This is a genomic window from Sivoneniella epilithica UHCC 1019 (genome assembly GCF_040830845.1).
GTDB lineage: Bacteria > Cyanobacteriota > Cyanobacteriia > Leptolyngbyales > Leptolyngbyaceae > ULC077BIN1.
The window spans coordinates 40,934-54,256 of sequence record NZ_JBFPDP010000003.1; the positions used below are offsets into that span (position 1 = coordinate 40,934).

Here is a 13,323-nt window from a genome sequence, read left to right on the forward strand (position 1 = left end):
TACTCTGGAATGCCCAAAGTAGATCCCTGGAAGCTTATTAAAGCCAAGCTTTCGTTCCACCACAATCATTAGAGAATCGCTCTTACGTGTTTGAATTGTGTTTGAATTTGGAATTGCTGGGCAATCCTAGAGCTAGTGCTTTACGCTTGCCCTGATAAGTGAATCGAAGTCTTAACCAACCCTTATCGGCTTCAACCTTAATTGTTCCCTTCGCTACCTTTTGCCGTCTACCAGTTTGTCCGCCAATGTTTGAATTAGGTGTCATAAAGGTTTCAAAGGCTAAATCTGTCTACCAATTCTCTACCTAAATCAGACCAGAAATACCTGAAAAATACCAGGTCAAGCGTTCTTATTGAGAATAGATCAAGTCTTAGAAGCCTTGCCAGAACAAGCAAAACCCTCTACCAGAGAGAGTTTTAGCTAAAGCCCGTGACGAGGATTGAACTCGTGACCTCACCCTTACCAAGGGTGTGCTCTACCACTGAGCCACACGGGCAGACTATGGATGGGCCGAGCTGGATTTGAACCAGCGTAGGCGTAGCCAGCGGATTTACAGTCCGCCCCCATTAACCACTCGGGCATCGACCCCCATTCCACAGGTATTGATATTAGCATAAGAGCGATCGCAGATTATGAGCAATACCGCAACTTTTTGAATTATTTCCTATTCACTCTGGGCTGGCGTTAATCCTCAAACACGTTAAGCTTTGAAATCTCAAATTAAGACTACTAGACTTAGAATGAGTCTCAATTAAAGTCTTAATCATCTTATTGTAAGATATTTTTGTCTTACGTAAGACAGTTGAGACTTGTTTATAGTCTAATAGCAAGTCTCAGAGTCTAGATTTGCATTTTTCTTACGAATTTATGATTTTATGGCAATCTAGCAAAAGGATGGATTTAGACCAAAGGGATTCGCTTAAATAAGTTGAGGTTGTGTGAGTACTATGTTTTGGTCAATAGAAAGGTTTGAAAGTTTTTTGCGTCAGGTTTGATGAGGCATAATCATGGCGCTTGTGGTTCAAAAATATGGTGGTACGTCGGTTGGAACGGTGGAACGCATTCAAGCGGTGGCTCAACGAGTGAAGCGCACTGTGGATGCGGGTAATTCGGTGGTGGTGGTGGTTTCGGCAATGGGCAAGACGACTGATGGATTGGTCAAGCTTGCCGCTGAAATTTCGGCTAGTCCGAGTCGGCGTGAAATGGATATGCTGTTGTCTACTGGAGAGCAAGTCACGATCGCGCTTCTGAGTATGGCATTGCAAGAAGCGGGGCAGCCAGCGCTATCGATGACGGGGGCGCAGGTTGGCATTGTGACGGAGGCAGAGCATAGCCGTGCGCGAATTTTGCGAATTAAACCCGATCGCCTAAAGCAGCATTTGGCACAAGGACTTGTGGTAGTGGTTGCTGGGTTTCAGGGGATTAGTAGCGCTAATGAGCTAGAAATTACCACACTGGGACGGGGCGGTTCAGATACGTCGGCGGTGGCGTTGGCAGCGGCATTACAGGCAGATTACTGTGAGATTTATACTGATGTTCCAGGGATTCTCACCACCGATCCGCGATTGGTGCCTGATGCTCAACTGTTGGCAGAGATTACGAGCGATGAAATGCTAGAGCTTGCTAGCTTGGGCGCAAAGGTGTTGCATCCTCGTGCGGTGGAGATTGCCCGTAATTTTGGGATGCCGCTGATGGTGCGCTCTAGCTGGACGGATGAGCCTGGAACTTGGGTGATGTCGCCTTCACCTAAACCGCGATCGCTAGAGGGCTTAGAACTGACTCGTGCGGTGGATGCGGTGGAGTTTGACACCGATCAAGCGAAGGTTTCTTTGCTACGAGTGCCCGATCGCCCTGGTGTGGCGGCGCGGTTATTTGGCGAAATTGCGTCTCAAGCGTTAAATGTGGATTTGATTATTCAGTCTATCCATGAAGGAAATACCAACGATATTGCCTTTACGGTGACTCATGCGTCTTTGAGACGAGCAGAAGCAGTTGCAAGTGCGATCATTCCGGCGTTGTGCGATGGTGATCCGGCAAGGATGGACGCAGAAGTGATGGTGGAACAGCAAATCGCGAAGGTTTCGATCGCGGGGGCTGGCATGATCGGTCGTCCGGGTGTGGCGGCGCAGATGTTTACGACGTTGGCGGCGGCAGGTGTGAATATTCAAATGATTTCCACGTCAGAGGTGAAGGTTAGCTGTGTCGTAATGGCAGCCGATTGTGATCGGGCGATCGCGGCGCTTTGTGACACGTTTAATCTCACCAGTTCTCCCTATCAAGCGCTAGAAAATAGGGAACTATCCCCCACTCCTGAAGCGATCAAACAGTCGAGAAATGCTTCTGTAGCTGCGGATCTTCCTCCAGTGCGTGGGGTGGCGCTCGACCAGAAACAAGCTCGTCTAGCCATTCGCTCGATTCCCGATCTTCCGGGGATGGCAGCGCGGGTTTTCCAGCTTTTGGCGCTCAAAAATATTAGCGTGGATATGATTATCCAATCTCAGCGGTGTCGCGTAGTCAATGGGATTGCAACACGAGATATTGCTTTTACGGTGGCACAGATGGACGGGGAAACTGCCCGACTTGCTTTAGAAGAAGTAAGACCAGAATTAAACTGTGGAGATATTGTGTTGGATGCGGCGATCGCGAAGGTCAGTATTGTCGGATCGGGAATGGTGCATCAGCCCGGTGTAGCAGCGCGGATGTTTGCTGCCCTTTCGCATCATCAGATTAATATTGAAATGATTGCTACGTCTGAGATTAAAGTTAGCTGTGTGGTGTCTGAAAAAGATGGTGTGAAAGCACTTCAGGTGATTCATGCAGCTTTTGAGTTATCGGGCGATCGGCTGATTCAAGTGCCAGCATGAGGGCGGAATGGGAGAAGTTATAAGTTTTGAGTTTTGAGTTTTGAGTTCGATGCTTAAAGCTCAGTTTGATGGTATTGGACTCTGGAATTTCTTGAGGACGGTTGAAGTTTACTAATGGAAGCCCCATCATAAAGAGAGACAGCGATAAGCCCCCTTACCGCTGTCTCTCTGATTTCTCACATTCGGTTGATGCCACACAACCTATTTAAAAAGTAGCTCTACTGCTTACAAAACAGGTGAAGCTAGGGTGAAGTCTTTGTAATGCATGTGTAAGTTTTAGAGTCTACTTATTTTTAGGATTTACCGGATGGGGCAGCCAGATGAATGAGATCGGTTTGTGCTTACCTTAGCTCACGGTTGCTGATTTGTACGCGCTAGGACGTTGGTCGCGATCAGATTCGTCTAGCTCAAAAAATTCGCCAGTCTCAATGGAACGGTGGAGCGCACGAATATTTTACTGAGCTGGAGTAATAATCACGGCTCCACCGGGAGTAGTACCAGGAGAGGTTGGACTTCCCAAAGGCGAAACTTGAGGAGAGACCACGCTGCCTTGAGGAACAGTGCTGCCGCTGGGGGGTTGGGTTAATGGGCTGGAACCCGTAGAAGGAGTAGGAGTAGGAATAGTAACTGTGCCACTGGGAGACGGGATGGGGCGCGAGGAGGGAACTGGACGAGTTATTCTACTAGGCGATGTGGTGCCTGGAATGGTAGGCGATGTGGTGCCTGGAACAGTAGGAGTTGTTGGAATTGTGCCGTTGCCCGGTGTTAACGTGCCCCCTGATGGAGTTTGAGACTGCGCTAAGCCGGGGGATGTAAAGGCGAAAGTGCCTATCAAAATAGCAGCTTGAAAAAATAGTCTTTTCATAGCGATCGATCTCGTTTCTACCTTTATCACGGTAGGTCGCACTAGGTGAGATGCCACCCATCTAGAGTAAGAAGGCGATCGCGCTTTTCTGCCCCTTCAGGACTATTCCATATCCATTTCAATTCGCCCAATTCCAGTGCCAGCGTAGTAATTGCCGAGAATGGCACGATAGCCGTAGCCTTTTTCGGCTAACCCCAAGGCTCCAATTTGGCTCATGCCTTTTCCTTGAAAAGCATCAACTACAATGTCGTCTGTTGCAGCATAAAGCGATTCTACTACGTCCCCTCGATAGCTAACAAACTCGCCGCCTGTGCTGTTGACTGCCTGCCTAGTAGTGTCTGCTTCGCTCTCAATGCCTTTATAGACTTGATAATATTCATCAGCACCCATGTCATAAAACTGACGATTGACTGGCTTGATGTGGTAAGTCAATGCATAGGATCGCGCTGCAACTGCTTGAGCTTTCAGGGCTTCCATGGGCCAACTGGGGGAGACTTCACTGCCCACAACGCTATACAGGTAATGTTGCATACTGACGTAATTCACTGCCCACAAGCGTCCTTCTTGACAGACAAGCAGTAGTCGTCCGCGATAGTTGCGATCGCCCACTCGAATTGTCCCGTTGGAAGCTGAGTCAATCACCACAACGGATGGCAGCTGCATTGAATCTATCAACATCCCTTGTCTATCAGCTTGAACGGTGTAGGTCGATTGAGCCGGCAGTACGTGAATGGGTTGCCCTTTGATGTCTAATATCACTCCGCCTTTAGATGTGCTAATCGGCAAAGTGTCTAGTCCAGCGGCGATCGCGATTCGCATCTCAATTGCAGCATCGGCTGATAGGTTAACCGGCAGAGGAATTGAGGCGGCAACCGATTTACGAGGTTGGGCAGTTGATTTTTTTTGAGGAGTCGTTTTAACCGGAATTGAGGCGGAAGAGGGACGGACGGAGACTGTAACAGGAGGAGGTTGTGAGGCTGGGGTCGAGGATGGCGGTGTTGCTACTGAGGTAGGCAGTACTGGACTTGGAGTTCCCACTGAAGTGGATGGCAACGATGATTGGCTTTTTGCAAACGGTAGGTTAAGCAGGGGAATTAGCCCCAGCACTGGCACAATTAACCAGGGGTTTTGCCTGATCCAATCAAAAATTGTATGTCTATTCATGTTTTCAGGCATTGCAGTTAACCCGTATGAAGTCTGCCAGAATTCTCCTTATGCATTTTAACTTCTTGATCCGCTCTCATGCTTAAAATCTCATACTTAAGGAATAAGGTTGAAAGATGCGATCGCGATTTTTGTCTTATTTGGGACTTAATTATACAACTTTGGGACTAGCGTATAGACTCAAATAAGACGATGAGACAAGACTTGCGCTTCATTTGAAGCGCAGAAAACTCATAGGATTAGACTGTAGACAAAACTGAAAAATCTGTGAATCAGCCTACTCAAGCATCCCCGCAAAATGTCGCTCAATCGCACTATGGGCGATCGCTGGTGCTGGCTGTTTTAGTCTTGTTCGTTTTGGGAACAGCCGGATTGGTGGGCTGGTTCGTCTGGCAGGATAGACAAGTGCAGAATGGGCAAGCTATGGTTTTGCTGTTTGGCTCAGGCGGAGCGATCGCCGTAAGCGCTCTAGTTGCTCGATGGATTTGTTTATCTTTTCAGCAGCTAGTAGAATCGAAAACACAATTAGAAGCGCAGGTGCAAACGCAAACGCAGGCGCTTTACCAATCTGAAGAAAAATTTTCTAAGGCGTTTCGATCTTCTCCTAATCCCTTAGCGATCGTTCAATTGACCAATGGGCAGGTTCTAGAAGTCAATGATAGTTTTTTACAGCTTTCGGGCTATTCGCAGTCTGAAATTTTAGGCAAAAATGCCCTAAAACTGCCTCTGTGGGTGAATCCAAAAGACGCGATCGCCATCAGCCGTTGTTTGCAAGAAACTGGAAGCGTCCACAATTTAGAAATCGCCTATCGTACCCAAGCAGGAACTATCCGGACGGCGCTTTTATCGGCAGAATTGCTTGAACTGGATGGAAAACCCTGTGCGATTTACGTGAACACTGATATTACCGATCGCAAATGGGCTGAAACTATTCTGACTTACAGCAAACAGCAGCTTGATTTACAAAATTCGATTCTTGATGAATTGACCCGCAGTCATGCATTGGATCGGGGCGACTGGAAAACGGTTGTACAGGAAATAACGGCTGCGGCTGGCATGACTCTAGCCGTTGAGCGCGCTAGTATTTGGCTATATACAGAGGTAAAATCTAGCATTTATTGCGTGGATTTGTATGAATTGTGGAGCGATCGCCACACGGCAGGGATGGAGATTTCCTCCAGCGATTATCCGACTTATTTTCAAGCCTTGGAAGCGGACGAAATCATTGCAGCTACGGATGCCAAGCGCGATCTTAGAACTCAGGAACTTTCCCGTTGCTATTTGCAACCCAATCAGATTGCTTCGATGTTGGATGCGCCGATTCGGTTAGGCAAAGAAACGATTGGGGTATTGTGCATAGAGCGCCTCAGTGTTTTTCGCCCTTGGACGGTGGAAGAACAAAGCTTTGTGCGATCGCTGGCTGACCTGATTTCGCTGGCTTATGAAACGGATCAGCGCCAGCAAGCAGAAGTGGCGCTGCGGCAAAGTGAACTTAAGTTTCGCAGCATTGTCGAGAATGCCAATGACATTATTTATATGCTGACTCCAGAGGCGATCTTCTCTTATGTTTCGCCCAATTGGGCGTTGATATTAGGGCATAATCCGGCTGATATTGTGGGCAGTTCAGTGAGTCTGATGATTCATCCTGACGATCGCCAACGCTGTACTGAGCAGTTTGATCAATTGATTCAAAAAGATACGCTCATCTCAGGTTTAGACTATCGAGTACACCATCAAGATGGGACGTGGCGCTGGCATATTTCTAACCTATCCGCAGTGCGCGATGAAGCGGGAACGGTTGTTTATTGTATTGGAATTACACGAGATATTAGCGATCGCAAAGCAGCTGAGATCGAGCTTCAAATTGCGAAGGAAGCGGCTGAAGTTGCTAACACTGCCAAGAGCGAATTTTTGGCAACGATGAGTCATGAACTGAGAACTCCACTCACAGGCATTCTAGGCTATGCCCAAATTCTTAAACGCGGTTCTCTAACGGCTGAGCAACGGAAAGGATTAGATACGATTCAGCAGTGTGGAGACCATTTGTTGATGCTGATCAATGATGTGTTGGATTTGGCTAAAATTGAAACCCAAAGTATGACCCTGCGTCCTACTGAGTTTCAGTTACCCAATTTTCTTCAGGCGATCGCAACTCTATTCCATCTACGAGCCGACCAAAAAGGGATCACCTTTCTCTATGAACCGCTCACCTCTTTACCTGAAGCCGTTCAAGGCGATGAGCAACGCCTCCGCCAAGTTCTGATCAACCTGCTCAGCAATGCGATTAAATTTACCGATCGCGGCGGTGTAGTTCTTAAAGTTGGCACTATTACTGCCCCACTCCTCCACTCCTCCACTCGCCTCCGGTTCCAAGTTGAAGACACGGGGATTGGCATTGCTCCAGAACATCGACAAGAAATCTTCCAGTCGTTTCATCAAGTGGGCGATCGCGATCGTATGATCGAGGGGACGGGTTTAGGGCTTGCCATTAGCCAAGCTTTGGTTGAGATGATGGGCGGCACTCTGACGGTGGATAGCATCAATGGCACGGGAAGTTGTTTTGCTTTTGAGCTAGATTTGCCTGTGGTTGAATTCTGGCAAGAGAAAACTTTAGTCCAAACGCCTGAAGTGATTGGCTATCAGGGAAGTCGCCGTCGAGTATTAGTGGTCGATGAGCGATCTACGAATCGGGCTGTGTTAGTGCAAATGCTGGCTCCTTTGGGTTTTGAACTGATGGAAGCTGAAAATGGGCAAGATGCTTTGGAGAAAGCGGCTCAGTTTCGACCTGATGTGATTTTTATGGATTTGGTCATGCCTGTGATGGATGGCTTTGAAGCGACTCGACAACTCCGGCGATCGCCCACGTTTCAAGACACGATCATCATTGCTGCTTCAGCTAGCGCTTTTGAACAGGATCAGCAAGCTAGCCTGAATGTCGGCTGTAATGCCTTTTTGCCGAAACCGATCCTCTATGAAAATTTGCTAGATATGCTCAAAACGCTATTAACCTTGGAGTGGGAATACAAACCCCTCATGCCGAATTCACAGATTTTGACCTCTACCTCTATATCTCTCTCCGAACCTATTCCCCTACCCTCCTTAGAGGTTTTGGATACTCTGATTCATCTTGCCCGGATGGGTGCCGTGCTGGAAATTCAAGATCAGGCGCGCCGGGTTGAACACAATACTCCGCTGATGGCTGCTTTTTCAATGCAAGTTTGCCAGTTTGCCGAAAGTTTTCAAGTCCGACAACTACAAGAGTTTCTTCAGCACTGTCGCGAAAGGTGCATTTGACTAATTGCGGTTCCCGCAATTAGTCGGGCTTTTCTTTTTCTATTAAAAGCTTATTCCAGAAAGGATTTCAGCCTGCTTGTCATCTCTCATAAAAACTGCTGGACTAGATTTGGACTAAATTTCCAAGCCTTCAACTCTTCACGATCGCGCCAAAATCTGCCAGCGATCGCCCATGATTTCGCAAAACACCCAGTAGATTCAAACGATTTTGCTTAATCGCTGGATCAGAATCCATCACCAACACGCTGTCCTCGCCATCAAAAAAGTTAGCAACCGTTGGCGCAATTTGAGCGAGTGAATCGATCAGCTTTTGATAGTCTCGCGTTCCTTGCATGGCTTGGTGAACCTGACTCAATGCCTCAAAAAATGCCTGCTCTGATTTTTTTTGAAACAGACTTGGTTGCACAACCGCCGCCGGATCAAGCTGCTGCGTGTCTAACTCACCTTGAGCCGCCAGCCGAGAAGCCCGGTTCACCGTTTCATAAATCGTTGCTAGGGTGCCATCATTCCGAATGGACTGAAGAAACAAAGCCCGATCGCGCACTTCCAACACATCACTCAGCGATCGCTGAGTATATTCCAGATCATTTTCCCCTAGCACCGCATTCACCAAGTCATAATCAATCTGGCGATCATCCTGTAGCAACGTGCGGATTCGCTGCAAGAAAAAATCTTGGAGTTGTTGGTTTAATTCCATCACGGATAGCTTTAACACCGCCGTAAACGAGTCCGCAAAATCCGCAATCACTTGATCCAGCAACAGCCCCAAATTAATCGGCAAGTTGGCTGACCAAATAATATTGACGATCGCATTCGCTGCCCGCCGCAACGCAAACGGATCAGATGAACCCGTGGGGATCATCCCCAGCCCAAAAATGCTGACCAATGTATCCAAGCGATCCGCCAAACCCACAATCTGCCCCGTTTGTGAACTCGGCAACGCATCCCCCGCACCTCGTGGCAAATAATGTTCAAAAATGGCATCCGCTACTGCCTTTGGTTTGCCCGAAGCCAGCGCGTATTTTTGCCCCATCACCCCTTGCAGTTCCGGAAACTCGCCCACCATTTGCGTTACCAAATCCGCTTTGCACAGCAGCGCCGCCGCTTCCACTAACTCGCGATTCGTTCCACGTTCGCGAAGCGTCTCCGTAGCTCTTGCTTCCTGCAGGGTAGGAGAATCCCGAAGGGAATCGCCCGATTCAACATTAAGCTGATCCAAAATATGCCCCGCCACTCGCCCAATGCGATCGACCTTCGCCCGCACCGATCCCAACTCCTGCTGAAACGTCACAGTTTCCAATTTAGGCAAATACTCTTCTAACGGAATCGCGCGATCGGCATCAAAGAAAAACTTGCCGTCTGATAATCTCGCCCGAATCACCCGCTCATTCCCCTGGGCGATCAGCTTAGCCTGACTCGGATTCCCATTAGAAATCGTGATGAAATAGGGCAACAGTTCCTCAGATTCCGCCGACTTCAGCACCGGAAAATATCGCTGATGACTTTCCATCTCTGTGATGATCACTTCCGTCGGCAGTTCCAAAAACTCCGGATCAAACGTGCCCACCACAGGCGACGGATATTCCACTAAATTCGTCACTTCCTGTAACAGCGTTGGATTAATTACCGCAACTCCCTGCACCGTTGCCGCCGCTGCTTGAATTTGTTGCTCGATCAACTCGTGGCGTTTTTCAACATCCACTTGCACAAAAGCAGCCTCCAAACTACTCACATAATCCTTCGCATGAGCAATCGTTACCCCAGCAGGATGCAAAACTCGATGCCCGTGAGACTTGCGATCGCTGTGGCATCCCTGCGACCCATTCATCAACTCAATCGGCAGCACCTGATCATCCAGCAGCGTCACCAGCCAGCGAATCGGGCGCGGAAACTTCAAGTCTCCATCTGCCCACCGCATAAACCGTTTACCGTCCAGCTTTGTAATCCACTCCGGCACCAATTGCTTTAAAATGTTTGCTGTTGCCTGACCCGCGATCGTTTTCCGCATAAACACAAACTCGCCCTTCTCCGTTGGACGAATCTCCAAATCCGTCACCGCAACTCCCTGTTTCTGGGCAAACCCGATCGCCGCTTTTGTAGGCTGCCCATCCTTAAACGCCGCCTGTGCTGGAGGACCTTTCACCTCCTCCTCTTGGTCAGGCTGGCGCTCTGGCAATCCCCAAAGAATCACCGCCAAACGGCGTGGAGTGCCAAGGTATTCAATCTTCTCAGGCGTTAGACAGCGCTCAGCAAGGCTAGTCGGAATCCGCGATCGCCATTGTTCCAACGCCTGATCCACAAACGCGGCTGGCAATTCTTCCGTTCCCACTTCCAATAAAAATGTCGCCATAACTAACCCTAAAACTGCCAGATTTCATTCAAACGCAACGTGTCACCTTCCCAACAGCCCTCACCCTAAACCCCTCTCCTAGAGCAGGAGAGAGACTTTGAAACACTGTTACTCCCTGTAGAGTGGGCTGACTTTGGTTGCACAGTAGATATTCAACTAAATCCTTACCAGTGTACCGCTAGCCCAGGAATGCGGACTAAATATTAGACAAGCTGCCCTCACCCCCAACCCCTCTCCCGATGGGAGAGGGGAGAAATACAAATCTTGTTCCCTCTCCCATCGGGAGAGGGCTAGGGTGAGGGTTAATAGCGAAAGGGGAGAAATACAAATCTTGTTTCCTCTCCTGCGGGAGAGGGCTAGGGTGAGGGCAAGGACTAAATAGCCCTTCAAAAGAAAAAATGACTGCTTAAGTACGCAGCCGTACCGACACCCCACCCAGACAAAATTTAGCGTTACACTATAGAAACGATATAACAACCTGCTGCTGGCTACGCCTACTTACTCGCAGCTTAAATAATTTAGTCGAACATTTAGGACTAGGCTCTGAATCCCCCTCCTGATCTCGATGGTTGGTTTCTGCCACCCTGCGACGGAGTCTCCTAGTCTGAATGTCTCAAAATTTGCTCCAGCCTGAAAACAGGCTACTTTCTGCTTTGCCTGCTGCGGATTATCAGCGGCTATTGCCCCATCTAGAAGCCGTCTCTCTTCCTCTTAGAAAAATTATTCACCTTCCAGGCGGATCACTAGAACACGTCTACTTCCCCTACCAAGCATTGATTTCCTTAGTGACCATTTTAGAAGATGGCTCAACCGTTGAAAATAGTTTAGTCGGCAGAGAAGGCATGGTGGGGATTCAAGCCTTTTTAGGAAATGAGATGCCCCATCAAGCGATCGTTCAAGTGGAAGGGGACGGAGTGCGGTTGCCCATTGCCGCTTTTAAGGCTGAGTTCGACCAGAATGGCGCTTTACACAATTTAGTATTGAGCTATCTCCGATTTCTGATGGTCGAAATGGCTCAAGGCAACGCTTGCAATTGTAATCACACCCTGGAAGAACGCCTTGCCCGTTGGTTGCTCAATGTTAGCGATCGCCTAGATGACAAAAACCTGCCCCTGACTCAAGAATTTATTGCCCAAATGCTAGGCACCCGCCGTGCTGGAGTCACCGTCGCCGCAGGGATACTTCAGCAAGCAGGCATGATTCGCTATCGACGTGGCAACATCACCATTCTCAACCGAGAAAACCTGGAAGCCACCACCTGCGAGTGTTATCGAGTCATTAAAACTGAACTTAATCGACTGCTCAAAACCTACGATCGCTAAGCCTTAAAACAGGGGAGCAAGATGTCTCAAAATTCGGCATTGCTGAATTGGGGGATGAAATTTGTAGGGGCAATCCCTTGTGGTTGCCCTCTATCTTCGGCAGGGTAGGCACAAGACCTACCCCTACAATTAGAAATCATACTTGCATTCAGCAACGCCCAAAATTCCTCTCCCAGAGCAGGAGATTTATCCTTCTAAAATACCTCTACCTCCTCTGTCTTGGGATAGGCTCTTGCTTCAATGGAGAGCGATAAGCTAGCAATGCACCTGGATAGAGGCAAAGCACTGATGGACCCGTTACCGTTGACTATTAATCGATCGCAGCTTGATTTGATGTACACCAGCATTAATCAAGCGATTGAAGAGTTACAAAATAGGCATATAGCAGGAGATTTCAGTCCTGATAGTGGTCAGGAAGAGCAAAATCTGCTCACTTACGGAGCAAGTGAATTTCCTAAAGCGAAAGGTCGCCTTCAAGAAGTTGAGGTGCAGTTGCAAACGAAGTTGAATGACTGGAACGGTGACCCAAATTCGACTCAATCTGTGCCGATCGCGCTCGATTCTTATCAGGTACAAATCATGCGATCGCAGCTTGAACAACAGCGAAATGGCTCCGGTGACAGCACCCAACTGGTTGATAAAATTATTAACCAGCTACCCGAAAATAGCCCCAATGAAGACTCCGATTGAGCTTTTCAAACTATCTTTACACCGCTAAGAATCGCTGAATGACTTCATTGCTAAGTTCACTGGTGGGTCCTTGGGCAACGATACCGCCTTTCTGCATAGCGTAGTACCAATTGGCTTGGCGGACGAAGTGTAGATGTTGTTCTACCAGCAATACTGAGGTGCCAGTCTCGCGCACAATCCGTTTAACAGCGGCTTCAATTTCCAGAATGACAGAGGGCTGAATTCCTTCAGTAGGTTCGTCTAGCACCAGTAACCGGGGACGACCCATCATGGCACGGGCGATCGCGAGTTGTTGTTGCTGTCCACCGCTCAAGTCGCCCCCCATCCGGTTAAGCATGGTTTTCAATACCGGAAAGATGTCAAAGATCTCATCGGGAAGCTTTTTCAGCTTGGGAGCGCGATCGCCCAATGCCTCCATCCCTAGCAGCAAATTTTCTGCGATCGTTAATCGTGGAATCACGTCTCGACCCTGAGGCACATAGCCAATTCCCATACGTGCCCGTTGATCAGGAGATTTCCCCACAATCGGTGTGCCCTCAAACAAAATATTGCCGCTACGAGGGGGCAACAATCCCATAATGGTTTTGAGCATCGTCGTTTTGCCTACGCCATTGCGACCAATCAGGCAAACCATCTTTCCTGCCGCCACACCCATATCCACATTTCGCAAAATATGGCTTTCACCGTAGTAAACATTCAGCTTATTAATCTCCAACATGGGCTGAGTGCTTGCCCCAGACGGTTCCAACGTTGAACTGTAAACTTGTGTCATAA

At 48.5% G+C, this 13,323-nt stretch carries 9 protein-coding genes and 2 tRNA genes; 4 read left to right on the plus strand and 7 right to left on the minus strand.

Annotated elements, in window-relative coordinates; translation table 11 throughout:
• Positions 1-82: 82 nt before the first annotated feature.
• From AB3R30_RS02835 to AB3R30_RS02845, 3 genes are all read right to left on the minus strand, one after another.
• On the minus strand, positions 83-265 hold the full coding sequence (locus tag AB3R30_RS02835; RefSeq protein WP_458647629.1) for a hypothetical protein: 183 nt from the start codon (positions 263-265) through the stop codon (positions 83-85).
• A gap of 159 nt (positions 266-424) precedes the next feature.
• Positions 425-496: transfer RNA gene (locus tag AB3R30_RS02840), tRNA-Thr, on the minus strand.
• A 10-nt stretch (positions 497-506) separates the two neighbouring features.
• A tRNA-Tyr gene (locus AB3R30_RS02845) sits at positions 507-588 on the minus strand.
• Positions 589-1,007: 419 nt separating this feature from the next.
• On the opposite strand from AB3R30_RS02845, the gene AB3R30_RS02850 reads away from it, so the two are divergent.
• Entirely contained in the window at positions 1,008-2,864 is a 1,857-nt protein-coding gene (locus AB3R30_RS02850) for an aspartate kinase (RefSeq protein ID WP_458647630.1), read from the plus strand.
• Positions 2,865-3,318: 454 nt separating this feature from the next.
• Here the strand turns inward: AB3R30_RS02850 and AB3R30_RS02855 are convergent, their stop codons facing one another.
• Together AB3R30_RS02855 and AB3R30_RS02860 are read right to left on the minus strand one after the other, a co-directional pair.
• Complete coding sequence (locus tag AB3R30_RS02855) at positions 3,319-3,729, minus strand: hypothetical protein (protein WP_458647631.1); 411 nt, start codon at positions 3,727-3,729, stop codon at positions 3,319-3,321.
• Positions 3,730-3,831: 102 nt separating this feature from the next.
• A complete protein-coding gene (locus AB3R30_RS02860; protein WP_458647632.1) occupies positions 3,832-4,893 on the minus strand; it encodes a SpoIID/LytB domain-containing protein in 1,062 nt (353 codons plus the stop codon).
• Positions 4,894-5,160: 267 nt separating this feature from the next.
• Between AB3R30_RS02860 and AB3R30_RS02865 the strand changes: the two genes are divergently transcribed.
• Positions 5,161-8,187 carry a PAS domain S-box protein gene (locus AB3R30_RS02865; RefSeq protein ID WP_458647633.1) on the plus strand — a complete coding sequence of 1,009 codons (3,027 nt, stop codon included), beginning with the start codon at positions 5,161-5,163 and terminating at the stop codon, positions 8,185-8,187.
• 130 nt (positions 8,188-8,317) lie between these two features.
• Here the strand turns inward: AB3R30_RS02865 and glyS are convergent, their stop codons facing one another.
• Positions 8,318-10,537, minus strand: a complete 2,220-nt coding sequence (gene glyS, locus AB3R30_RS02870) for a glycine--tRNA ligase subunit beta (RefSeq protein WP_458647634.1) — start codon at positions 10,535-10,537, stop codon at positions 8,318-8,320.
• 608 nt (positions 10,538-11,145) lie between these two features.
• Between glyS and AB3R30_RS02875 the strand changes: the two genes are divergently transcribed.
• Both AB3R30_RS02875 and AB3R30_RS02880 read left to right on the plus strand, forming a co-directional pair.
• Positions 11,146-11,859 carry a Crp/Fnr family transcriptional regulator gene (locus AB3R30_RS02875; protein WP_458647635.1) on the plus strand — a complete coding sequence of 238 codons (714 nt, stop codon included), beginning with the start codon at positions 11,146-11,148 and terminating at the stop codon, positions 11,857-11,859.
• A 261-nt stretch (positions 11,860-12,120) separates the two neighbouring features.
• Entirely contained in the window at positions 12,121-12,549 is a 429-nt protein-coding gene (locus AB3R30_RS02880; RefSeq protein ID WP_458647636.1) for a hypothetical protein, read from the plus strand.
• A gap of 16 nt (positions 12,550-12,565) precedes the next feature.
• On the opposite strand, the gene urtE is transcribed toward AB3R30_RS02880, so the two are convergent.
• On the minus strand, positions 12,566-13,321 hold the full coding sequence (urtE, locus tag AB3R30_RS02885) for an urea ABC transporter ATP-binding subunit UrtE (protein ID WP_458647637.1): 756 nt from the start codon (positions 13,319-13,321) through the stop codon (positions 12,566-12,568).
• Positions 13,322-13,323 lie beyond the last annotated feature (2 nt).

Bases quoted from the DNA above. Each gene is read 5' to 3' on its own strand.
- AB3R30_RS02835 (WP_458647629.1), bottom strand. From the start codon at position 265: ATGACACCTAATTCAAACATTGGCGGACAAACTGGTAGACGGCAAAAG.
- AB3R30_RS02850 (WP_458647630.1), top strand. From the start codon at position 1,008: ATGGCGCTTGTGGTTCAAAAATATGGTGGTACGTCGGTTGGAACGGTG.
- AB3R30_RS02855 (WP_458647631.1), bottom strand. From the start codon at position 3,729: ATGAAAAGACTATTTTTTCAAGCTGCTATTTTGATAGGCACTTTCGCC.
- AB3R30_RS02860 (WP_458647632.1), bottom strand. From the start codon at position 4,893: ATGAATAGACATACAATTTTTGATTGGATCAGGCAAAACCCCTGGTTA.
- glyS (WP_458647634.1), bottom strand. From the start codon at position 10,537: ATGGCGACATTTTTATTGGAAGTGGGAACGGAAGAATTGCCAGCCGCG.
- AB3R30_RS02875 (WP_458647635.1), top strand. From the start codon at position 11,146: ATGTCTCAAAATTTGCTCCAGCCTGAAAACAGGCTACTTTCTGCTTTG.
- AB3R30_RS02880 (WP_458647636.1), top strand. From the start codon at position 12,121: ATGCACCTGGATAGAGGCAAAGCACTGATGGACCCGTTACCGTTGACT.
- urtE (WP_458647637.1), bottom strand. From the start codon at position 13,321: ATGACACAAGTTTACAGTTCAACGTTGGAACCGTCTGGGGCAAGCACT.